At 59.4% G+C, this 23,345-nt stretch carries 17 protein-coding genes and 2 rRNA genes; 17 read left to right on the top strand and 2 right to left on the bottom strand.

Going from position 1 to position 23,345, the window contains the following annotated elements; translation table 11 throughout:
* Nucleotides 1-65 precede the first annotated feature (65 nt).
* The 13 genes from I6E73_RS14430 (at nucleotide 66) to I6E73_RS14490 (ending at nucleotide 14,955) form a co-directional block, all read left to right on the top strand.
* Nucleotides 66-734: an amino acid ABC transporter permease gene (locus I6E73_RS14430; RefSeq protein WP_197126606.1), complete on the top strand. Its 669-nt coding sequence runs from the start codon at nucleotides 66-68 to the stop codon at nucleotides 732-734.
* Nucleotides 731-1,660 (top strand): amino acid ABC transporter permease, encoded by a 930-nt coding sequence (locus I6E73_RS14435; RefSeq protein WP_197126607.1) that lies wholly within the window; start codon nucleotides 731-733, stop codon nucleotides 1,658-1,660. The genes I6E73_RS14430 and I6E73_RS14435 overlap by 4 nt, the downstream gene beginning before the upstream one ends.
* 51 nt (nucleotides 1,661-1,711) lie before the next feature.
* Nucleotides 1,712-2,752: a phenylalanine--tRNA ligase subunit alpha gene (pheS, locus tag I6E73_RS14440; protein WP_197126608.1), complete on the top strand. Its 1,041-nt coding sequence runs from the start codon at nucleotides 1,712-1,714 to the stop codon at nucleotides 2,750-2,752.
* Nucleotides 2,752-5,244: a phenylalanine--tRNA ligase subunit beta gene (pheT, locus tag I6E73_RS14445; RefSeq protein WP_197126609.1), complete on the top strand. Its 2,493-nt coding sequence runs from the start codon at nucleotides 2,752-2,754 to the stop codon at nucleotides 5,242-5,244. Before pheS ends, pheT begins: the two co-directional genes overlap by 1 nt.
* A gap of 279 nt (nucleotides 5,245-5,523) precedes the next feature.
* A complete protein-coding gene (gene argC, locus I6E73_RS14450; protein WP_197126610.1) occupies nucleotides 5,524-6,570 on the top strand; it encodes an N-acetyl-gamma-glutamyl-phosphate reductase in 1,047 nt (348 codons plus the stop codon).
* The gene (argJ, locus tag I6E73_RS14455) at nucleotides 6,567-7,718 is read left to right on the top strand and encodes a bifunctional glutamate N-acetyltransferase/amino-acid acetyltransferase ArgJ (RefSeq protein ID WP_197126611.1); all 1,152 of its coding nucleotides are present in this window, start codon (nucleotides 6,567-6,569) and stop codon (nucleotides 7,716-7,718) included. Before argC ends, argJ begins: the two co-directional genes overlap by 4 nt.
* On the top strand, nucleotides 7,718-8,632 hold the full coding sequence (gene argB / locus I6E73_RS14460; RefSeq protein ID WP_197126612.1) for an acetylglutamate kinase: 915 nt from the start codon (nucleotides 7,718-7,720) through the stop codon (nucleotides 8,630-8,632). Before argJ ends, argB begins: the two co-directional genes overlap by 1 nt.
* Nucleotides 8,629-9,816, top strand: a complete 1,188-nt coding sequence (locus tag I6E73_RS14465) for an acetylornithine transaminase (RefSeq protein ID WP_197126614.1) — start codon at nucleotides 8,629-8,631, stop codon at nucleotides 9,814-9,816. Before argB ends, I6E73_RS14465 begins: the two co-directional genes overlap by 4 nt.
* Complete coding sequence (argF, locus tag I6E73_RS14470; protein WP_197126615.1) at nucleotides 9,813-10,739, top strand: ornithine carbamoyltransferase; 927 nt, start codon at nucleotides 9,813-9,815, stop codon at nucleotides 10,737-10,739. Before I6E73_RS14465 ends, argF begins: the two co-directional genes overlap by 4 nt.
* A 67-nt stretch (nucleotides 10,740-10,806) precedes the next feature.
* On the top strand, nucleotides 10,807-12,006 hold the full coding sequence (locus I6E73_RS14475; protein WP_010205232.1) for an argininosuccinate synthase: 1,200 nt from the start codon (nucleotides 10,807-10,809) through the stop codon (nucleotides 12,004-12,006).
* A 2-nt stretch (nucleotides 12,007-12,008) separates the two neighbouring features.
* The gene (gene argH, locus I6E73_RS14480; protein ID WP_197126617.1) at nucleotides 12,009-13,445 is read left to right on the top strand and encodes an argininosuccinate lyase; all 1,437 of its coding nucleotides are present in this window, start codon (nucleotides 12,009-12,011) and stop codon (nucleotides 13,443-13,445) included.
* A 2-nt stretch (nucleotides 13,446-13,447) separates the two neighbouring features.
* Nucleotides 13,448-14,035: a DNA-3-methyladenine glycosylase gene (locus tag I6E73_RS14485; RefSeq protein ID WP_197126619.1), complete on the top strand. Its 588-nt coding sequence runs from the start codon at nucleotides 13,448-13,450 to the stop codon at nucleotides 14,033-14,035.
* The gene (locus I6E73_RS14490; protein ID WP_197126621.1) at nucleotides 14,035-14,955 is read left to right on the top strand and encodes a DUF817 domain-containing protein; all 921 of its coding nucleotides are present in this window, start codon (nucleotides 14,035-14,037) and stop codon (nucleotides 14,953-14,955) included. Before I6E73_RS14485 ends, I6E73_RS14490 begins: the two co-directional genes overlap by 1 nt.
* A gap of 21 nt (nucleotides 14,956-14,976) precedes the next feature.
* Here the strand turns inward: I6E73_RS14490 and I6E73_RS14495 are convergent, their stop codons facing one another.
* Complete coding sequence (locus I6E73_RS14495; RefSeq protein WP_197126622.1) at nucleotides 14,977-15,531, bottom strand: hypothetical protein; 555 nt, start codon at nucleotides 15,529-15,531, stop codon at nucleotides 14,977-14,979.
* Complete coding sequence (locus I6E73_RS14500; protein WP_231601035.1) at nucleotides 15,528-16,166, bottom strand: SatD family protein; 639 nt, start codon at nucleotides 16,164-16,166, stop codon at nucleotides 15,528-15,530. The genes I6E73_RS14495 and I6E73_RS14500 overlap by 4 nt, the downstream gene beginning before the upstream one ends.
* A gap of 135 nt (nucleotides 16,167-16,301) precedes the next feature.
* Between I6E73_RS14500 and tyrS the strand changes: the two genes are divergently transcribed.
* From tyrS to I6E73_RS14520, 4 genes are all read left to right on the top strand, one after another.
* Entirely contained in the window at nucleotides 16,302-17,612 is a 1,311-nt protein-coding gene (tyrS, locus tag I6E73_RS14505) for a tyrosine--tRNA ligase (protein ID WP_197126623.1), read from the top strand.
* 67 nt (nucleotides 17,613-17,679) lie between these two features.
* Nucleotides 17,680-18,231 carry a dihydrofolate reductase family protein gene (locus I6E73_RS14510; RefSeq protein ID WP_197126624.1) on the top strand — a complete coding sequence of 184 codons (552 nt, stop codon included), beginning with the start codon at nucleotides 17,680-17,682 and terminating at the stop codon, nucleotides 18,229-18,231.
* Between the two features lie 739 nt (nucleotides 18,232-18,970).
* Nucleotides 18,971-20,498 (top strand): 16S ribosomal RNA (locus I6E73_RS14515).
* Nucleotides 20,499-21,009: 511 nt separating this feature from the next.
* Nucleotides 21,010-23,345: ribosomal RNA gene (locus I6E73_RS14520) — 23S ribosomal RNA — on the top strand; the annotation flags it as partial.

The following is a 23,345-nucleotide window of genomic DNA, read 5'->3' on the forward strand; positions in this document are numbered from 1 at the left end:
CCGCCTGCGGCTAACGCAGGCGGGCACCTTTCACGTCACGATCACTTAATCACCAGGAGGCCCGGATGGACGTCATCTCCAATGCGATCGACGCCCTCGTCGACATAACGCCGCTCTATATGGAGGGCTTTCTGCTGACGCTTGCTCTATTGGGCATCTCGGGTCTCGGGGCTTTTGTTCTCGGGATAATCATCGCGACGATGCGAATTTCTCCGGTGCCTGCACTGCGGTTGTGCGCGACCATCTATACGGAGATCCTGCGCAATATCCCGCTGCTCCTCGTTCTGTTTTTCTGCGCCTATGTCCTTCCGATTTTGGGAGTGAACTCAGACTTCTTCCTCCTCGCAGTGCTCGGACTGACTCTCTACACGTCACCATTTGTGGCCGAGGCCGTGCGATCTGGTTTCAACGGGGTGCCCGTTGGACAGGCTGAAGCGGCCCGAAGCATCGGCATGGGGTTCACTCAGACCGTAGGGCTGATCATCCTGCCGCAGGCTGGACGCATGGTCGTTCCTCCGTTGATCAATGTCTTTATCGCTCTCACGAAGAACACGTCGGTTGCCGGTATTTTCTTCGTCAACGAACTCTTCAAAGCGACCTATGCAGCCGCGCGAGATAACGGTGATGTCGTCGTGCTCACCTTGGTTTACGCCGTGGCGCTCTATCTCGCCATCACTGTCCCGCTCGGCCTCATAGCCGGAGCAATCGAGAAGAAGGTTATGGTGCTGCGATGAGCATGGCTGTTCTCTACGATGCCCCCGGTCCTAAGACCCGGCGCAATTCGACAATTGCTTCAGTCATTAGCGCTGTTGCCATTTTGGCTGGTTTGGCGTGGGTATTTTTCACTCTCGCGGCTCCTCGAGTTAACGCAAACGGTGCCGAGCAGCCGGGCATGTTCGACCAGTCACGACTCGACATTCTGAGTGATCCCGAAGTCTGGGGTGCATTCGGTGGTGGAGTGGTAGACACGCTCCGGATGGCTGGGGCCGCCGCGATTCTCGCGATCATCGTCGGAATCTTGTTTTCGTTTGGGCGCACCGCCGCATCCAAATGGATCCGAGTGCCCACCTCGATCCTTCTCGAGCTGTTTCGAGGAATGCCGCTTCTTCTTCTGATTTTGTTCGTCTTCCTCCTCTTCTCCACGGGAAGCTACTGGGCTGGCGTCCTCGGACTTGCGGTCTATAACGGTGCGATCATTGGTGAAGCTTTGCGCGCTGGGATCGTCTCGTTGCCCAAGGGGCAACGAGAAGGCGGGCTCTCCGTCGGGCTGACATCGCTTCAGACTCGCTTCCTTATTGAGTTCCCTCAGGCGTTCCGCCAAATGTTGCCGATTATTCTCGCGCAACTTGTTGTGCTCCTCAAGGACACATCGCTGGCCTACGTTGTGGGGTATCCCGAACTCGCGCGAACTATCAAGAATCTCCAGAACTTCTACGGAAGCCGCTACCTGTTCACACTCTTTGCGGTGGGCTTCGTTATCTACTTGGTGATGAACCTGACGCTGTCGTACATTGCTCGCTACGCCGCCAAGCGCAGTGGACCGAAGCTCGGCAAGATCACGCCGGAGACTCCTAAGATTCCCGGCGCCGAAGGTACTCGCGCCATCACAATGCCTCGTGGTGGCCGTAGCTATAGCGACACTGGCAGAGCCCCCGAGTAGCGGGAGTCGCGCCGCCGCCGGCACCTACAGTTTCAGCTAAACTCGGTTCTTGTGTCTGAACCCACCCCGATCACAGAACCAGCGGTAACCGCAGCGGTCGAAGCAGCTCTTGCTGCCATCGAATCCGCCGCGACAATGGCCGACCTCAAAACGGTGCGCGGCGCCCATCTTGCAGAGGGCTCGCCACTTGCGGCGCTCAACGCTCAGATGAAGAACGTGGCCCCCGCCGACCGAGCTGCCTCCGGCAAGCTCATCGGAGCAGCACGCGGCCGCGTCAACGGCGCGTTTAGCGCCCGCGAGGCCGAGTTGGCGGTTGCTGAAGAGCAAGCCAAGCTCGCGGCTGAAGCCGTGGATGTCACGGCCGTAGCCACTCGCTATGTGAAGGGTGCCCGGCATCCGCTGAGCTTGCTCATGGAGCACATGAGCGACATCTTCGTCGGCATGGGCTGGGAGGTCGCGGAAGGCCCTGAGCTCGAAAACGAGTGGTTCAACTTCGACGCGCTCAACTTCGACGAAGACCACCCAGCGCGGGCCATGCAAGACACGTTCTTCATCGACCCCGTCGACTCGCACTTGCTGCTGCGCACGCACGCGAGCCCGGTTCAGATCCGCTCCCTGCTTGAGCGTCCTCTCCCGGTTTACGTTGTCGCGCCGGGACGCGTGTTCCGCACCGACGAACTCGATGCTACCCACACTCCCGTCTTCCACCAGCTGGAGGGTATCGCGATCGATAAGGGCCTCACCATGGCCAACCTGCGGGGCACGCTCGAGCACCTCGCTCGCGCGATGTTCGGTGACGGCGCCCAGATTCGTCTGCGCCCCAACTACTTCCCCTTCACGGAGCCCAGCGCCGAAATGGATGTCTGGCAGCCGAACGCCAAGGGTGGCGCACGCTGGGTGGAGTGGGGTGGATGCGGAATGGTCAACCCCAACGTGCTTCGTGCAGCCGGGATCGACCCTGACGAATACCAAGGCTTTGCTTTCGGTATGGGAATCGAGCGCACGCTGCAGTTCCGCAACGAAATGAATGACATGCGAGACATGGTCGAGGGCGATATTCGCTTCTCCCAGCAGTTCGGAATGGTGGTCTGATGAAAATTCCCATGAGTTGGTTGCGGGAATTCGTTGAAATCCCCGCAGACGTTACGCACGAGCACGTTCACGCTGCCCTCGTGAAGGTCGGCTTTGAAGAAGAAGACGTCCACGGCTTCGATATCTCCGGTCCCGTCGTTGTTGGCCAGGTTCTTGAGTTCGTCGGTGAACCCCAGTCCAATGGCAAGACCATCAACTGGTGCCAGGTTGACGTGGGCGAGGCTGAGCCTCGCGGCATCGTCTGTGGCGCTCACAACTTCGTTGTCGGCGACAAGGTCGTAGTCACCCTTCCTGGTTCGGTCCTTCCTGGCCCGTTCCCGATCGCTGCGCGCAAGACCTATGGTCACGTCTCCGATGGAATGATCGCGTCCACGCGCGAGCTTGGTCTCGGAGACGAGCACGACGGCATCCTCGTTCTGTCCACGCTAGGTCTCGACCCCGAGGTCGGCACGAGCGCGATTGAACTGCTCGGCCTTGACGATTTCGCGGTAGAGATCAACGTCACGCCCGACCGCGGTTACGCCATGTCGCTGCGTGGTGTCGCTCGCGAATACGCTCTCTCGACCGGGGCGACCTTCACTGACCCTGCTGACGCTCCCACGATCACCGCGGCGAGCGGTTTCCCCGTGGTCATCGCTGATAACGCTCCCATTCGAGGGCGCGACGGCGTACGAGCCTTCGTTACCCGTGTCGTACGGAACGTGGATGTCACCAAGCCAACACCGTCGTGGATGATTACGCGGTTGACGCTTGCCGGCATCCGCTCGATCTCGCTCACTGTCGACATCACGAATTATGTGATGCTCGAGCTCGGGCAGCCGATTCACGCGTACGACCTCGACCGCGTAGCCGATGGCCTCACGGTTCGCCGTGCTCAGGCGGGGGAGACCCTCACGACCCTCGACGACAAGTTGCGCACGCTCAATCCCGAAGACCTGCTCATCACCGATGAGTCCGGCCCCATCGGCTTGGCCGGCGTCATGGGCGGGGCAAGCACTGAAATTACGGATGCCTCCACCAACGTTCTGATTGAGGCAGCGAACTTCGAACCGATCTCGATCGCGCGCACGGCTCGTCGTCACAAGCTCGGCAGTGAAGCATCGCGTCGTTTCGAGCGTGGTGTTGACCCGTTGGTGGCTCCCGCGGCCGCAGCGCGCGTCGTCGAGCTGCTGGTCGAGCTGGGTGGCGGAACTGTCGATGAGCTCGGCAGCGACCTGCTCGCCGACCATGCTGCAGATGTCGTTGACCTGCCCGAGGGCTACGCTCAGGGCCTCATCGGTGTGAACTACTCCGCTGATGAGATCACCGATTCGCTTCAGGCAATTGGCGCTGAAGTCACGGTTACCGACACTGGCTGGAGCGTGACCCCTCCGAGTTGGCGTCCCGACCTCGGTGATAAGACCACGCTCGTCGAAGAAGTTGCCCGCATCGTGGGCTACGACCGTATTCCGGCTGTCCTGCCGGTAGCCCCTCCGGGCCGCGGGCTCACTCGCGCTCAGCGCCTGCGTCGCACCGTCTCTAACAGCCTCGCGGCATCCGGCCTCACCGAGGTGTTGGCTTACCCGTTCATTTCCCAGCACTCGAACGATCTCTTTGGCTCGCCGGAGGTCGGGGGAGCGACCACGATCAAGCTCGCGAACGCCTTGGACCCGGATGCCGCAACCCTGCGCCGTTCGTTGCTACCGGGCCTCGCGGCGATCGCGCACCGCAATGTCTCTCGCGGGCTCACGGACCTTGCTCTCTTCGAGGTCGGAACAGTGTTCCTGCCCGAAGCGGGCCACCGTTACGGAAGCACCTCGTTGCCGCTCGGCTATGAGCTGCCCAGCGACGCCGCTCTCGCCGAACTGCGCGCGAGCATCCCCGAACAGCCCTGGCACGTTGCCGCGCTGTTCCTCGGTGACGCCGTTACGCGCCAGCCGGGCCAGCAGCCACTCTCTCGCGGGCTTGCGGATGCTCTCGCCACGGTTCAGCAGCTGGCGGCAACTCTCTCGGTCGACATCAACGTCGTGACGGGGAGCCATCAGGCGATGCACCCCGGTCGCACCGCCGAGCTTCGCGTGGGCGACCACACGGTCGGCTATGCCGGCGAATTGCTCCCTGCTTTGGCTCTTGAACTTGATTTGCCGCGCGTTGTTGCGGTGCTTGAGCTCGACCTCACCGTGCTGATCGCGAGTGCTGCTGAAGATATCGCCGCGACGCCGATCGTCTCCTACCCGGCCGCTACGCAAGACCTGTCTCTCGTAGTGCCGGTGGCGGTTCAGGCTGGCGAGTTGTTGGCCATCATTCGCGAGGGTGCAGGCGAACTTTTGGAGAACGTGCGGCTTGTCGATGACTACCGTGGCACCGGCATCCCGGAGTCGCACAAGTCGCTGACCTTTGCGCTGAGGTTCCGCGCCAATGACCGCACGCTCACGCAGGCAGAAGCGACCGACGCAAAGAACGCCGCGGTTGCGCTTGCCGGCGAACTCGTAGCCGCTGAGCTGCGCGAGTAACCGCCAGTTACGGCGAAAGCCGGTTGCCACTCACTGAGTAGCAACCGGCTTTCTGCGTTTGTCGATTAGCCTGCCGTGCGCTCTGGGCACTACTCTATAAATGTGACCGACTCCCGCACTTGCAGCCAGCGATTCTCGCTGAGCTTTGTGGTGCCGTCTTCGCCGGTTCTCCGCGGGGCTGACGAGCGACGATAGGCGGAGTTTCGCCACAACCCACGAGGTCGTGTGTGATTCGCCGCCGCAAGTGTTCTCGATTCCGAACCCACTGAAGGTAATTCCATGTCAATTTCGGTCGCTGTGGCCGGTGCCAGCGGTTATGCCGGTGGCGAGCTTCTTCGCCTGCTGTCCACCCATCCTGAGTTCGATGTCACGACAGTGACCGCGTTTAGTAACGCCGGTCAGCGTCTCATCGATGTACAACCGCACTTGCGGTCTCTCGCACACCTTGTTTTCCAGCCGACGGAGCCCGAAGTGCTCGCCGGCCACGATGTTGTTTTCTTTGCTCTGCCACACGGCAAGTCGGGAGCGTTGACGGCTGAGCTCAGCCCCGACACTCTCGTCGTTGACTGTGGGGCCGATCACCGCCTGACCAGTGAAGACGACTGGGCTGCGTTCTACGGCGGCGAGTTCTACGGTGCCTGGGACTACGGAATGCCCGAACTGCTGCATGCCACCGGGGGAACGCAACGTCAAGTCCTCGCCGGTTCGAAGCGTATTGCGGTGCCCGGGTGCAATGTGACAGCCATCACGCTGGGATTAGCTCCCGGCATCCGTTCCTCGTTGATCGAAGCAGAAGACATTGTGGCCGTTCTTGCGGTTGGACCGTCGGGGGCGGGCAAGAGCCTCAAGGTGAACCTCCTGGCGAGCGAAATGATGGGTTCAGCTTCGGCATATGCCGTTGGTGGCACTCATCGGCATACTCCCGAGATCGTGCAGAACTTGAAGGTCGCTGGCGCTGCATCGGTAACAGTCTCGTTCACTCCAGTTCTCGTGCCCATGTCACGCGGCATCTTGGCGACCTCCACCGCGAAGCTCGCCGACGGGGTCACCGCAGCTCAGATTCGGGAAGCGTGGGAAACCGCGTATGCCGACGAGCCGTTCATTCATGTCCTCCCCGAAGGCCAGTTCCCGCGCACCGCTGATACGTTGGGCGCGAACACGGCCCTGATCGGGCTCGCGGTTGATGAAGCTGCTCGCCGCGTAGTTGTCGTCAGCGCAATCGACAATCTTGTTAAGGGCACCGCAGGCGCCGCCATTCAATCGACAAATATTGCGCTGGGCCTTGAGGAAACCCTCGGTCTGGCGCTGGACGGAGTAGCACCATGAGCGTCACATCAGCCGCAGGATTCGAAGCAGCCGGAGTCGAAGCAGGTCTCAAGGCGAGCGGTGGCCTCGACGTCGCCCTCGTCGTCAACCGTGGGCCACGCTTCGATGCAGCCGCCGTGTTCACGAGCAATCGTGCGCAGGCTCATCCCATCATCTGGTCCAAGCAGGTCATCGACGATGGCGTTGCCACGGCGATCGCCCTCAACTCGGGCGGAGCCAACTGCTTCACGGGCCCGCAGGGTTTTCAGGTAACGCACGCCACGGCAGAGCATGTTGCTGAAGCGCTCGGGTCATCAGCTGGCGACATCCTCGTCTGTTCGACCGGTCTTATCGGCGAACCGCTTCCGCAAGACAAAGTTCTTGCCGGGATGTCGGCCGCGGTCAGTGCGCTCAGTGACGACGGCGGTACCGACGCTTCGCTCGCGATCATGACCACTGACAGCAAGCCCAAAACTGCTGTCGCGACCGGCACCGGCTACACCGTCGGCGGCATGGCCAAAGGGGCAGGGATGCTCGCGCCAGGCCTCGCGACAATGCTCGTGGTCATCACCACTGACGCCGCTGTCGCCTCCGCCGACCTCGACGCAGCACTGCGAGAAGCCACTCGCGTCAGTTTTGACCGTCTCGACTCAGACGGCTGCATGTCGACCAACGACCAAGTAACGCTGATGGCGTCCGGTGCCTCGGGCGTGACTCCGGATGCTGCCGAGTTTGCCGCGCTTGTCACGAGCGTCTGCAGCGATCTGGCCGAACAGCTGCAGGGCGATGCTGAGGGCGCAAGCCACGACATCCGCATCGAAGTTGTGGGCGCGCTCAGTGAAGACGAAGCTGTTGTGGTCGGCCGTTCAGTTGCTCGCAATAATCTCTTCAAGGCCGCGATCTTCGGCAACGATCCCAACTGGGGCCGGGTGCTGGCCGCGATCGGAACCACGGATGCTGCCTTCGACCCCTATGCGGTCGATGTGTCGATGAACGGTGTGCGGGTGTGCCACGCGGGCGCCCCCGATCGTTCACGTGACGAGGTAGATCTCACGGGCCGTGCTGTGCACGTGCTGATCGATCTCGCGACGGGTGATGCCGAAGCGACCATCCTGACCAACGACCTCACGCACGATTACGTGCATGAGAATAGCGCGTACTCCAGCTGATGCCGGCTTTTACCCACGGCGTTGAACACGAGCAGGCCATGACCAAGGCGGGAGTGCTTATTGAGGCACTTCCGTGGTTGAAGCGTTTTCGCAACCGCATCATTGTGGTGAAGTTTGGCGGCAACGCCATGATCAACGACGAACTCAAGCGTGCCTTTGTGCAAGACATGGTTTATTTGCGTCTTGCTGGTGTTCGCCCCGTGATTGTTCACGGCGGCGGCCCCCAGATCACCAAGGAACTCAAGATTCGCGGTATCGAGTCGGAGTTCCGTGCTGGTTACCGCGTGACGACCGAAGAGTCCATTGACGTGGTGCGGGATGTTCTCACCGACCAGGTGGGTGCAGAACTCGTTGATCTCATCAACGAGCACGGAGATCTTGCCAACGGTATTGCCGGTCATGAGCACTCTCTGTTCATCGGTGAGCGCATGATCAAGGAAATCGAAGGCAAACGCGTTGATCTCGGACTCGTCGGTAACGTCACTGAGGTTGATCCTCAGCGCGTGCTCGACGTGCTGGCGAGTGACAACATCCCTGTTGTCTCCACGCTGGCTCAAGAAGCAGGCGAGATCGCCGATGACGCTTCGGGTTTGCTCAATGTGAACGCTGACTCTGCAGCGGCGGCGTTGGCGATTGCGCTCGACGCTGCCAAGCTCGTCATCCTCACGGATGTTGCTGGCTTGTACAGCGATTGGCCCAACCGCGAGTCGCTCGTCTCGATCATCAACACTGACGAGCTGCGTGAGCTGCTGCCGAGCCTCGAATCGGGCATGATCCCGAAGATGACCGCCTGCCTCGAAGCGGTGGATGCCGGAGTTCCGAAGGCCGCCATCATCGATGGTCGTGCCCCGCACTCGATCCTGCTCGAAGTATTCACGCAAGATGGAATTGGCACCGAGGTGGTACCCGCATGACCTGGAAAGATGACTACGCCCATCGCATTATGAACACGTTCGGTGTGCCGAAGGTGGAGCTCGTGCGCGGTGAAGGCTGCACCGTCTTCGACTCTGATGGCAAGCGCTACCTCGACTTCCTCGGCGGTATCGCCGTGAACTCCCTCGGCCACAATCACCCGGCCGTCGTGAGTGCGCTCACGAACCAAGCCAACCTTCTTCACGTCTCGAACTTCTTCGCGACCGAACCGCAATTGGCACTCGCCGAACGTCTCCTTCGCATTTCCGGGGCGGGCGACGAAGGGCGCGTCTTCTTCGCTAACTCGGGCACTGAAGCAAACGAGGCAGCTGTTAAGTTGGCGCGGCGCACTGGTCGGCCCCGCATCCTCTCGTTGAACGACTCGTTCCACGGTCGCTCGATCGGCGCGCTGTCGATCACGGGCAAGACTGCGCTTCGCGAACCCTTCGAGCCACTGATGCCTAACGTTGATTTCATCGACACCACCATCGAGGCGCTCGCCGCAGCGATCGGGCCGGATGTCGCAGCACTCTTCGTGGAGCCCATCAAGGGTGAAGCCGGCGTGCAACCGTTGCCCGAGGGCTACCTCGAAGCAGCGCGAGAACTCACCACCCAACACGGTGTGCTGCTTATCGTCGACGAGATTCAGACCGGGGCCGGACGCACGGGAGACTGGTTTGGCTTCCAAGAGAGCGGCATTGTTCCTGACGCGATCACGCTCGCGAAGGGGATTGGCGGGGGAGTGCCGATTGGTGCTCTCGTGACCTTCGGGGCGGCATCCGCGCTCCTGCAGCCGGGTCAGCATGGCACCACTTTTGGCGGAAACCCGCTCGTGTGTGCCGTGAGCAACGCCGTGCTTGAGCACATCGAGAATGCTGATCTCGTCGCCAACGCTGCCGCGCGAGGCGCCGAGCTGCGCTCGGCTATCGACGCGATCGGCTCACCGCTGGTGAGTGAGTTGCGCGGTCGCGGTCTCCTGATCGGTATTGGGCTTTCGCAGCCCGTCGCTCAGCATGTAGTGGCTGTGGCACTCGATCACGGGCTGATCGTCAACGCCCCCAACGAGTCGACAGTCCGACTCGCTCCGCCCCTCATTGTTGGCGATGCCGAAATCGCCGAATTCATTGACACGTTTAGCACGGTGCTGAACGAAGTAACCAACACAGCATCTACGGAGGCATCATGACCAGGCATTTTCTTCGTGACGATGACCTCAGCCCGGCTGAGCAACTCGAAATTCTCGATCTCGCCGAAAAAGTAAAAGCCGATCGTTGGGGGCGCAAGCCGCTAGCGGGTCCGCAGACCGTTGCTGTGATCTTCGACAAGTCATCGACCCGCACGCGGGTGTCGTTCGCCGTCGGTATTGCCGACCTTGGTGGTTCGCCGCTCATCATCTCGACTGCCAACAGTCAGCTCGGCGGTAAGGAGACAGCCTCAGACACGGCTCGTGTTCTTGAGCGTCAGGTCGCCGCTATTGTCTGGCGCACCTATGGCCAAGAGGGACTCATCGAGATGGCGCACGGAACCCAGGTTCCCGTGATCAACGCTCTCAGCGACGAGTTCCACCCGTGCCAGTTGCTCGCTGACTTGCTCACCATCCGGGAACACAAGGGTGAGCTCAAGGGCTTGACCGTCACGTTCCTCGGTGATGGTGCGGACAACATGGTGCACTCCTACCTGCTCGCTGGCGCCACCGCGGGAATGCACGTGCGCATCGCGTGCCCCGAAGATTACCTACCGTTGGCGGATGTCGTCGCTGACGCGGAGAAGATTGCGGCATCCACGGGTGGCTCGATTTCAATTCTCACCGACGCGGCTGAAGCCGTGACGGGTGCGGATGTTGTTGTCACCGACACGTGGGTGTCGATGGGTAAAGAAGATGAGAAGGCCGCTCGCGTGGCTTCTCTTGGTGCATACAAGGTCGACACTGCGCTGATGGCGCTAGCTAAGCCGGACGCGATTTTCTTGCACTGCTTGCCTGCTGACCGCGGGTATGAGGTTGAGGCCGACGTGATCGACGGTCCGCAAAGTGTCATCTGGGATGAGGCAGAGAACCGCCTGCACGCCCAGAAGGCACTCATGATTTGGTTGCTCGAACAGGCTGCCTAGTTTTTGGCGGCATGAAGCCGCCGTTGTAGTTCCCTAAACTGATTCACGACGTCAAGGAGAAAAACATATGTCAGAACGCGTAGTTCTCGCCTACTCGGGCGGACTCGACACTTCAGTAGGTATCGGCTGGCTCAAGGACGCCACAGGCAAAGAGGTCGTCGCGCTCGCGATTGACGTCGGCCAAGGCGGCGAAAATATGGATGACATCCGTCAGCGCGCACTTGACTGTGGTGCTGTTGAGTCGATCGTTATCGATGCCAAAGATGAGTTCGCTGATGACTTCCTGATGCCAGCACTCAAGGCAAACGCGTTGTACCAGAAGCGTTACCCACTGGTTTCGGCTCTTAGCCGTCCGGTGATCTCGCGTCACCTTGCACTCACTGCCAAGGCTCTCGGCGCTGACAGCGTCGCTCACGGTTGCACCGGTAAGGGCAACGACCAGGTTCGCTTCGAGGCGGCTGTTGCGGCTCTCGCCCCCGACCTCACGAGCATCGCGCCGGTCCGCGACCTCGCGCTCACCCGTGACAAGGCGATCATCTACGCCGAAAAGCACAACCTTCCGATTCGCCAGTCCGCCGCGAGCCCCTACTCGATCGACAAGAACGTCTGGGGTCGCGCTGTCGAGACTGGATTCCTTGAGGACCCGTGGAACGCTCCGATTGAAGAGCTTTACGAGTACACCGCTGATCCTGCCGCTGGTCTGCCCGCCGACGAAGTGACCATCACTTTCGAAGCCGGAATTCCTGTCGCCATCGACGGCGTCGCGATGTCGGCTCTCGCCATCGTTGAGCACATGAATGCGCTCGCGGGCAAGCACGGCATCGGCCGCATCGACGTGGTCGAGGACCGCCTCATCGGTATCAAGAGCCGTGAGGTTTACGAAGCTCCCGGCGCGATGGCTCTTATCGCCGCCCACGAAGAGCTTGAGTCACTCACGATCGAGCGTGACCTTTCCCGTTACAAGCGTGGAGTTGAGGCCGAATGGTCGAACCTCGTGTACGACGGACTCTGGTATTCAGGTCTCAAGCGTTCACTCGACGCGTTCATCGACGACACCCAGCGCTATGTCAGCGGAGAAATCCGTATGACACTCCACGCTGGCCGTGCGGTACCGACTGGCCGCAAATCAGAGCAGAGCCTCTACGACTTCAGCCTCGCCACCTACGACACCGGTGACACGTTCGACCAGTCGCTCGCTAAGGGCTTCATCGAACTCTGGTCACTGCCGAGCAAGATCTCGGCTCGTCGCGACGCAAAGCAGGGCTAATCATGGCGCAATCTGCCGAAACTGGTGAGGGACAACTCTGGGGAGCCCGCTTCGCAAGTGGCCCTTCACCTGAGCTTGCCCGGTTGAGCAAATCAACTCACTTCGACTGGCAGCTTGCGCAGTATGACCTCGCCGGTTCGCGAGCGCACGCTGTTGCGCTCGCGGCCGCGGGGTACCTCGACGACGTTGAGCTCGAAACGATGACGGATGCCCTGACATCGTTGAGTGCAGCCGTTGCCGATGGCAGTTTTACCGCCCTTGAGTCGGAGGAAGACGTTCACGCCGCTCTCGAGCGTGGGCTCATCGAGCGTGCGGGGGCTGAGGTCGGAGGCAAACTCCGTGCCGGACGCAGCCGCAACGACCAAATCGCGACTCTGGTGCGCATGTACCTGCTCGACCATGCGGGCGCAATTGCCGCGATGGTTGTCGACCTGATTGACGCCATCGTGGCGCAGGCTGAGAAGCACGATGCGGCCATCATGCCGGGTCGTACCCACCTCCAACATGCGCAGCCAGTGCTGCTCGCGCATCATTTGCTCGCGCACGCGTGGCCTCTGGTGCGCACGCTAGAGCGCTTGCGGGACTGGAAAGTTCGCGCATCCACATCGCCGTATGGTTCTGGTGCGCTTGCGGGCAGCACGCTGGGGCTCGACCCCGCGCTGGTCGCTCGGGAGCTGGGGCTTGCTCGCCCCACCGAAAACTCGATCGATGCCACCGCGAGCCGCGATGTCGTGGCAGAGTTCGCGTTCATTACCGCGCAGCTCGGCATTGACATTTCGCGACTCAGTGAAGAGATCATTCTCTGGAACACGCGCGAGTTCGATTTCGTGCAGCTCGATGACGCGTATTCCACGGGGTCGTCGATCATGCCCCAGAAGAAGAACCCTGACATCGCTGAGCTTGCTCGGGGCAAGTCTGGTCGCCTTATTGGTAACCTCACGGGCCTGCTTGCCACGCTCAAGGCGTTGCCGCTCGCGTATAACCGCGATCTTCAGGAAGACAAAGAGCCCGTGTTTGACTCCGTCGAGACTCTCGAAGTGCTCTTGCCGGCGTTCACTGGCATGGTGGCAACGCTGCGCTTCAACACTGAGCGCATGGCCGAGCTTGCGCCTCAGGGGTTCTCCTTGGCGACGGATGTCGCTGACTGGCTGGTTCGCCAGCATGTTCCGTTCCGCGAAGCCCACGAAATCAGCGGTTCCCTCGTGCGTTTCTGTGAAGACAACTCGCTTGAACTTCACGAACCGACCGATGACGACTACGCCGCCATTTCACCTCACCTCACCGGTGATGTGCGTGCGGTTCTTACGGTGGAGGGTTCTGTATCGAGCCGTGCCGGCGTCGGCGGAACTGCTCCCGTGCGCGTTGCGGAGCAGCGTGCCGAGCTCACCGAGCGTGTTCGCGTGCTCGCGGCTGCTCTCGACCCGCAGGTCATCCGCTAGACGTGTTCGAACTGCTCAGCAGGCCGGCGACTGAGGTTGCTCCGCTCTTGCTGGGTGCTGTCGTGCGCGTCGGTGAGGTCGCGGTGCGGCTCACCGAGGTCGAGGCGTACATGGGCGAAGTGGATCCTGGTTCTCACGCTTTTCGAGGGCCGGGCAAGCGCAATGCCGTCATGTACGGCCCGCCCGGCCATCTCTACACCTACTTCACCTACGGGATGCACACGTGCGCGAATGTGGTGTGCATGCCTGAGGGCGTCGCCTCAGGAATCCTTTTACGTGCTGGCGAAGTGATCGAGGGGATGGATGTCGCGGCCGAACGTCGCGCAACATCCAAGAAACCGGCTGACCTCGCTATGGGGCCAGCACGACTCGCGGTGGCTCTGGGCATTCGGCTGGATGACGCCGGCACCAACCTAGAGTCGGGTCGCGTCCGTCTGGAACTGCCGCAGTCGCAGTCTCCGTTTAGCGCTGGTCCGCGCACGGGCGTCGCGGGCGATGGCGGCACCGACGAGTATCCGTGGCGCTTCTGGATTCCGGGGGAGCCGAGCGTCTCCCCGTATCGTGCTGCGGTGAAACGTAAGCGCAGCTAATGGCCCGCTTCACACCGCTCGAGCAGCGGATTGATGAGTGGGCGCACCGGCGTCTCAACCGGGTGCGCGGTGCGGCCGCGAACCCGCAATCCGCCAGCACGAGCGCGCGGTCGCAGCGCCTCCGCACGTGGGCTATTGAGTTCACGGTGTTCGTGCTCAAGCAAGCCTGGGCCTGCGTGTTCGGGGGAGCACTACTCGCCGTTCTCGTGCTCACTCGCCTCTGGTATCCAGAGTCGGCGGCCCTCGCCCGCAACGACTTTCTGGTGTTGGCTGCTCTCGCCATCCAAGTTCTCATGGTGGCCTTCAAACTGGAGACACTGCGCGAACTGCGGGTGATCATCCTGTTCCACATCGTGGGCACGGTGATGGAGATCTTCAAAACGGATGCCGGATCGTGGACCTATGAGGGCGACGGCCTTCTTCACATCTTCGGCGTCCCGCTCTATAGCGGCTTCATGTATGCGGCGGTCGGGTCGTACATGGTGCGCGTGTTTCGCCTTTTCGAGCTCCGCTTCGATCGCTACCCCCGGCGCTGGATCACGGCCATTCTGGCCACGCTGATTTACATCAACTTTTTCAGCCATCACTTCATCGTCGATGCCCGGTGGTTCCTGTTTGCGGCGATCGCGGTGGTCTGGTGGCGAACGGTCATGCACGTCAGAGTCTCGCGGGCGCGATTCCGGATGCCCGTGCTCGTGGCCTTCGTGCTGGTCTCGATCTTCATCTGGATCGCGGAGAACGTGGCAACCTGGTCGAATGCGTGGGTTTACCCGAATCAGTCGGACGGTTGGGAACTCGTATCGATCGCGAAGCTTGGTTCGTGGCTCCTGTTGATGATCGTCTCGGTAGTGCTCGTGACATGGGTCGAGAAGCCGCGGCCTCCCGAGTCGCTCAGCGAAATCGCTCAGCAGCAGCCGTAGGCAAAAGACCCTCGAGCGGGTTTAGCGTCCGACGAGCAGCGCCGCGGTGCACAAGCCGGCCCACACCAGGCTCACGAGGGTGCCGATGATGAATCGTTCGCGCGCGGCCGCATTTTCCAGTTCGGCGAAACGACCGAGTCCTTTAATGGCGACAATGACGGCGATCGCGCCGGGCTGCCACACCATGAACGAGGCGATGAAGGCGAAGCGTTCGAGGTAACCGATCGTGGTTCCGCCGCGCAGAATCTCGCGCTCGGGCAGAGGAGAGTCTGCGTCGATGACGAGGATGCCGCCGTGTTCGCCGCGGGGTGCCGGATACGAGGCAAGCGAGAGCACGAGTGCCACGAGGGGGCTACCCGCGATTGTCGCGAGGGCGACGAGGGCTGCGCTGAGCAAGATGACGAGTCCAGAGGCATCACCCGGTAATGGGTTTCCGGTCGATCCCAGAATGAGGGCAATTCCGACGGGCAGCAGTGAGACGGTGGCGAGCCAAAACTTGTCGGTGCGGGCCGCAATCATGGATGCACCAATCGCTCCGATTGTGAGAACGAGTACCGCGATCCACCAGCCGATCATGACGTGCCTTCCTCTGCGCTGAGCGCGTTGTCGGTTACTACTCCACTGTGTGCTTTGTCGAGCAGGTTCGCAAGAGCTCGAACGGCATCTTCTTCGGTGCGTAGTCCGGCGACAAGCGCGCGCTGGCTGGCTGACTGTGGCGAGATGCCGAGTCGTTCAGCAGCATCGGCTTGCGTGATGCCGGTGCTGAGCAGGTCGTAGAGTTCCCAACCGTTGGCGGTGCGCCGGTTGCGCAGCAAAATCAACAGTTCGAGGAGCGGTTCGATGTCGTGAGTCAATTCGCTCGAAGGGTCGGATTCGACGGCGCATTTGGCTGGACTTTTCTTGGCGCGGTCGATGGCTTCGCGGGCGGCGAGAAAAGCGCGTCCGCTGGTCGCGCGCACAGTGGTTCCGTAGGGGAGCGGCACTGCTCCGATCCCGATTCCCACGCTCCACTGTTCCGTGCGGGTGAGTTCGAGCGTGATGTCGAGGGTGGCCTGTGCCGAGGTCAGCAGCATCTGGGCTTCATCTCCGGCGGTACGTTCGGCGGGTAGGGCGAGGTCATCCGCGCGCTCGATATTGATGCGCTGCAGGGTATGGCCCACGGCATCCGCGCTCCTGCGGCTGTTTCGTTGGTCTGCTGTAATCACGAACATAACTAAAGGCTACAGCATTGATTTCTCAACATCAGGCCCACAAGCCTGATTCCCCACAATCAGTGCCTCAGCATTGTGGATGCCGCCGTTTTCGCTGCTCTCACCACTGCGGTATTAGGCACTACGGTTAATGACGTGTCAGCGACAGCATCAGAATCCCTCAGTACTCAGAACAACGACGACTCTTTCGAGAGCCTGTGGCAAGAACTCACGTGGCGTGGCCTCGTGCATGTCTCCACCGACGCGGATGCCCTCGAGAAGCTTCTCGATGGTGACCCCATCACGTACTACTGCGGCTTCGATCCCACGGCACCCAGCCTTCACTTGGGAAACCTCGTTCAACTGCTGCTGCTGCGCCGCCTTCAGCTGGCCGGCCACAAGCCGCTCGGACTCGTTGGGGGAGCGACCGGTCTTATTGGCGACCCCCGTCCCACCGCCGAGCGCACCCTGAACGACAGCGACACCGTTGCTGAGTGGGTCAGTTACTTGCAGGGTCAGGTTTCGAAGTTCTTGAGCACCGAGGGTGACAATGCCGTGCGCATGGTCAACAACCTCGACTGGACAGCGCCCATGAGCGCGATCGATTTCTTGCGCGATGTCGGAAAGTACTTCCGCGTCGGCACCATGATCAAGAAGGACGCCGTGAGCGCGCGCCTCAACAGCGATGCCGGCATCAGCTACACCGAGTTCAGTTACCAGGTCATGCAGGGCATGGACTTCTTGGAGCTCTACCGCAACTACGACTGCGTATTGCAGACCGGGGGCAGCGACCAGTGGGGCAACCTCACAAGCGGTAGCGATCTCATCCACAAGGCTGAGGGCGCGAGCGTTCACGCCATCGGTACCCCGCTCATCACCAACTCAGATGGCACCAAGTTCGGCAAGAGCGAAGGCAACGCCATTTGGCTCGACTCGAATATGACGAGTCCGTACGCGTTCTACCAGTTCTGGCTCAATACCGACGATGCGGATGTCATTGAGCGCGTGAAGATCTTCACGTTCTTGTCGCGCGATCAGATTGCGGCTCTCGAGACCGCTGTCGCTGAGGCGCCGTTTAGGCGTGAAGCACAGAAGACTCTCGCGTACGAAGTCACGTCTCTCGTGCACGGTCGCGCGGCAACGGACGCGGCGATTGCTGCTTCTGCTGCTCTGTTCGGCCAGGGCGAATTGGCCTCATTGGATGCCGACACTCTTGCCGCAGCATTGCGTGAACTTGCCCACGTCGAGACGGCAGCGGATGCGACGATCGTGCAGTTGCTCATCGACACGAAGCTGGTGTCGAGTGCGAGTGAAGCACGTCGCGCGATTTCGCAGGGCGGCGTCTACCTCAACAACGTTGCGGTAGCGGATGACCAAGCGACGGTCGGCAGCGATCTTCTCGCCGGAAACGTGGCGGTTCTCCGTCGCGGCAAAAAGACTCTCGCGGGAATCTTCGTCACTTCCTAGACCCAGGGCTGGCGCGGCTGAGTGTTCCCCGCCCGCCGGTGTCGTCCGGTGGCCGTACCCTGATCGCATGTCACGCATTCTTTTCGAAACCGCGTCCACCCTCAACGGCTACCTTGCCGATGAGGCTGATTCTCTCGACTGGCTGTTCGCGGTGCCTAGTGACGAGGCGCCGGCGGTTGCGCCTACCGCGACAGTCCAAGTTGAGGGGTCGAGCACCTACGAGTGGGTGCTCAAGCAAGAAGACTTGATTGCGCAGCCACACAAGTGGGCAGAATATTTCGGCAACAAGCCGACCTTCGTGTTCACTACGCGTGATCTGCCTGTGCCGGAAGGTGCAGACGTACGTTTCGTCCACGGCAGTGTTGCGGATGCCCTGCCCGCCATTCGCGAAGCGGCTGGTGATGGCGACATCTGGATCGTGGGTGGGGGAGATCTCGCCGCCCAGTTCTTCGATGCCGGCGCTCTCGATGAGATCTCGATCTCGTTCGCTCCCGCGACGGTGATCGGTGGGGCGCCGCTTTTCCCTCGGATGCTGGGTTCTGATCGTCTGCGGTTGACGTCAGCTGCCGCTGTCGGTCAGTTCGCTCACCTGGTTTACGAAGTCCGGCCGCGGGAGTAGTTCACTCTGGTGCCCAGACGAAGGTCGTCGAAAACCATCACCCTTCACCGCAAGGTCTGGCCACAGTGCAGTGTTTGCGGGCCCTCATCTTTGTGACACGCCCGGGATGTAGTCGGTGTTGGTGGGGCGTCGAGAATGCACGTAATGTTTCCTCTTGTCACCCCAAAGGTGCGGAAGTCCCGGGCAGTTCTGCTGCTAGGTTTCCGGCCTCAAGTGGGGGCCACCATCCTCTAAATCTGTTATAGTTTTAGTCCGGTCAGGTAGCGGAGTTCCTCATGTAGGTTCCGTCATCGGATCGTTGGATGTCTTCCCGCTTTACGCGTGTGTCGATCTGTTGTTTGTGTGCCGTTCTGGTTCGCTTCATTGGATTTGACAGCAACGCTGAAGCTGGTAAGTTAGACAGGTTGCCTTTCGCTTTCAGCGGAGGTTGCCAACATAGGTTTTGAAAGCCCTGGGGTGAAGCCGTTTTGCGGTGGAGGTCAGGAGCGTCCGATCCTTGAGAACTCAACAGCGTGCACAACGTCAAATGCCAAAAACCCGACTGTGTTTATGGGAATTGTTCTAATCAGAACGGTTTCGTTTTCACAGCGGATTCCTTTGGAAAAAGATATAAACAACAAAGCAAGTCAGTATTGATTTGTTCTGTCAGTTTCAAACTTGTTGCCTCGACACCCTATTCCGGGTGCGGGTAACGCAAGATGTGCATTGATGGGCTTCGGCTTGTTGGTGCAATCAAACATTTATGGAGAGTTTGATCCTGGCTCAGGATGAACGCTGGCGGCGTGCTTAACACATGCAAGTCGAACGATGAAGCCGGAGCTTGCTCCGGTGGATTAGTGGCGAACGGGTGAGTAACACGTGAGTAACCTGCCCTTGACTCTGGAATAAGCGTTGGAAACGACGTCTAATACCGGATACGAGCTTCAGCCGCATGGCTAGGAGCTGGAAAGNAGAATTTCGGTCAAGGATGGACTCGCGGCCTATCAGGTAGTTGGTGAGGTAATAGCTCACCAAGCCTACGACGGGTAGCCGGCCTGAGAGGGTGACCGGCCACACTGGAACTGAGACACGGTCCAGACTCCTACGGGAGGCAGCAGTGGGGAATATTGCACAATGGGCGCAAGCCTGATGCAGCAACGCCGCGTGAGGGACGACGGCCTTCGGGTTGTAAACCTCTTTTAGTAGGGAAGAAGCGAAAGTGACGGTACCTGCAGAAAAAGCACCGGCTAACTACGTGCCAGCAGCCGCGGTAATACGTAGGGTGCAAGCGTTATCCGGAATTATTGGGCGTAAAGAGCTCGTAGGCGGTTTGTCGCGTCTGCTGTGAAAACTGGGGGCTCAACCCCCAGCCTGCAGTGGGTACGGGCAGACTAGAGTGCGGTAGGGGAGATTGGAATTCCTGGTGTAGCGGTGGAATGCGCAGATATCAGGAGGAACACCAATGGCGAAGGCAGATCTCTGGGCCGTTACTGACGCTGAGGAGCGAAAGCATGGGGAGCGAACAGGATTAGATACCCTGGTAGTCCATGCCGTAAACGTTGGGAACTAGATGTAGGGGCCATTCCACGGTTTCTGTGTCGCAGCTAACGCATTAAGTTCCCCGCCTGGGGAGTACGGCCGCAAGGCTAAAACTCAAAGGAATTGACGGGGGCCCGCACAAGCGGCGGAGCATGCGGATTAATTCGATGCAACGCGAAGAACCTTACCAAGACTTGACATATACGAGAACGGGCTAGAAATAGTTCACTCTTTGGACACTCGTAAACAGGTGGTGCATGGTTGTCGTCAGCTCGTGTCGTGAGATGTTGGGTTAAGTCCCGCAACGAGCGCAACCCTCGTTCTTTGTTGCCAGCACGTAATGGTGGGAACTCAAAGGAGACTGCCGGGGTCAACTCGGAGGAAGGTGGGGATGACGTCAAATCATCATGCCCCTTATGTCTTGGGCTTCACGCATGCTACAATGGCCGATACAAAGGGCTGCAATACCGCGAGGTGGAGCGAATCCCAAAAAGTCGGTCTCAGTTCGGATTGAGGTCTGCAACTCGACCTCATGAAGTCGGAGTCGCTAGTAATCGCAGATCAGCAACGCTGCGGTGAATACGTTCCCGGGCCTTGTACACACCGCCCGTCAAGTCATGAAAGTCGGTAACACCCGAAGCCAGTGGCCTAACCCGCAAGGGGAGGAGCTGTCGAAGGTGGGATTGGTAATTAGGACTAAGTCGTAACAAGGTAGCCGTACCGGAAGGTGCGGCTGGATCACCTCCTTTCTAAGGAGCACGTGCAACTCGTTTTCTCGTCTCTGCGGTATACACAGAGTTAGTGGGGAACGAATTTATGTTGCCGAGTCGTACCAGCCTGTTCGGGTTGGACGGCGCTCATGGGTGGAACATTGACATTGTGATCAGAGGAACTGTTGTTTCTTTAGTACGCCGGCTTGCCGGTTGGAACGAGGGGTTTCAGGGGTGCTGGTCTTTGCACGTTGTTGGGTCCTGAGGGACCGGCCACGAACCTTTGGGTTTGTGTTCGTACCTTAGGACCGTGAACACCCGTCAAGGGTGTTTGGGTCTAACGGATCCTGGTACTGCTTCCCTTTGGGGTTGTGGTGGAGGATACCGCCCGTATTTTGAGAACTACACAGTGGACGCGAGCATCTTAGATCTGACCGAAAGGTCGGATCACAAGAAATAAACGATGACCCTCACAGCTTTGGTTGTGGGGAATAATTCATTGGTCAATCTCGGCACTTAGGTGTCGCGATCGATTCTTATACTCATGTGATATCAATTTTCTAAGAGCAAACGGTGGATGCCTTGGCATCTGGAGCCGAAGAAGGACGTATAAATCTGCGATAAGCCTCGGGGAGCTGATAATAGAGCTTTGATCCGAGGATTTCCGAATGGGGAAACCCCGCTGGGCGTTGCAAGACGACTCAGTGACTCCCGCCTGAATATATAGGGCGGGTAGAGGGAACGTGGGGAAGTGAAACATCTCAGTACCCACAGGAAGAGAAAACAACCGTGATTCCGTTAGTAGTGGCGAGCGAAACCGGAAGAGGCCAAACCGATCATGTGTGATAGCCGGCAGGCGTTGCATGGTCGGGGTAGTGGGACTTTTCAGCTGTTACTGCCGTACAGCAAGGATTACAAAGTGATATAGACGAATGGGATTGAAAGCCCAGCCATAGACGGTGCCAGCCCGGTAGTCGAAATGTTGCAATGGTCCGAAGAGTATCCCAAGTAGCACGGGGCCCGAGAAATCCCGTGTGAATCTGTCAGGACCACCTGATAAGCCTAAATACTTCCAGATGACCGATAGCGGACAAGTACCGTGAGGGAAAGGTGAAAAGTACCCCGGGAGGGGAGTGAAATAGTACCTGAAACCGTTTGCTTACAAACCGTTGGAGCAGCCTTAGTAGCTGTGACAGCGTGCCTTTTGAAGAATGAGCCTGCGAGTTAGTGATCAGTGGCGAGGTTAACCCGTGTGGGGCAGCCGTAGCGAAAGCGAGTCTTAATAGGGCGTTTTAGTCGCTGGTTCTAGACCCGAAGCGAAGTGATCTATCCATGGCCAGGTTGAAGCGTGTGTAAGAGCACGTGGAGGACCGAACCCACTTAGGTTGAAAACTGAGGGGATGAGCTGTGGATAGGGGTGAAAGGCCAATCAAACTTCGTGATAGCTGGTTCTCTCCGAAATGCATTTAGGTGCAGCGTTGCGTGTTTCTTGCCGGAGGTAGAGCTACTGGATAGCTGATGGGCCCTAAAAGGTTACTGACGTTAGCCAAACTCCGAATGCCGGTAAGTGAGAGCGCAGCAGTGAGACGGTGGGGGATAAGCTTCATCGTCGAGAGGGTAACAGCCCAGACTACCAACTAAGGTCCCCAAGCGTGTGCTAAGTGGGAAAGGATGTGGAGTTGCATAGACAACCAGGAGGTTGGCTTAGAAGCAGCCACCCTTGAAAGAGTGCGTAATAGCTCACTGGTCAAGTGATTCCGCGCCGACAATGTAACGGGGCTCAAGCACACCACCGAAGTTGTAGATTTCGTATTTTAGGTAAGCCTTCGTGGTTCAGCCGTACGGAGTGGTAGGAGAGCGTCGTGTGGCGAGTGAAGCGGCGGTGTAAACCAGCCGTGGACGCTACACGAGTGAGAATGCAGGCATGAGTAGCGAAAGACGGGCGAGAAACCCGTCCTCCGAATGATCAAGGGTTCCAGGGCCAGGCTAATCCGCCCTGGGTAAGTCGGGACCTAAGGCGAGGCCGACAGGCGTAGTCGATGGACAACGGGTTGATATTCCCGTACTGACGAAGAACCGCCCAAACCAATCCAGTAATGCTAAGTATCTGAATCCCCTAGACCAATCCCTTCGGGGTGAGGCGTGGGGCCTAGCGTACGACCCTATTCTGGTGCGGTTAGCGTATTAACAGGTGTGACGCAGGAAGGTAGCTGAGCCGGGCGATGGTTGTCCCGGTCTAAGAATGTAGGCCGAGAGATAGGCAAATCCGTCTCTCATTACGGCTGAGACTCGATGGGTAGTCCTCACGGACGAAATCAGTGATCCTATGCTGCCAAGAAAAGCATCGACGCGAGGTTCAAGTTACCCGTACCCCAAACCGACTCAGGTGATCAGGTAGAGAATACTAAGGAGATCGAGAGAATCGTGGTTAAGGAACTCGGCAAAATGCCCCCGTAACTTCGGGATAAGGGGGGCCTAAGGCGTGAACGGACTTGCTCCGGGAGCGCTGCAGGGCCGCAGAGACCAGTGGGAAGCGACTGTTTACTAAAAACACAGGTCCGTGCTAAGTCGCAAGACGATGTATACGGACTGACGCCTGCCCGGTGCTGGAAGGTTAAGAGGAACGGTTAGCCGTAAGGCGAAGCTGTGAATTTAAGCCCCAGTAAACGGCGGTGGTAACTATAACCATCCTAAGGTAGCGAAATTCCTTGTCGGGTAAGTTCCGACCTGCACGAATGGCGTAACGACTTCCCAGCTGTCTCAACCGCGAACTCGGCGAAATTGCACTACGAGTAAAGATGCTCGTTACGCGCAGAAGGACGGAAAGACCCCGTGACCTTTACTATAGCTTTGTATTGGTGTTCGGTGTGGCCTGTGTAGGATAGG

The organism is Salinibacterium sp. SWN248, assembly GCF_015864575.1.
Classification (GTDB): domain Bacteria; phylum Actinomycetota; class Actinomycetes; order Actinomycetales; family Microbacteriaceae; genus Rhodoglobus.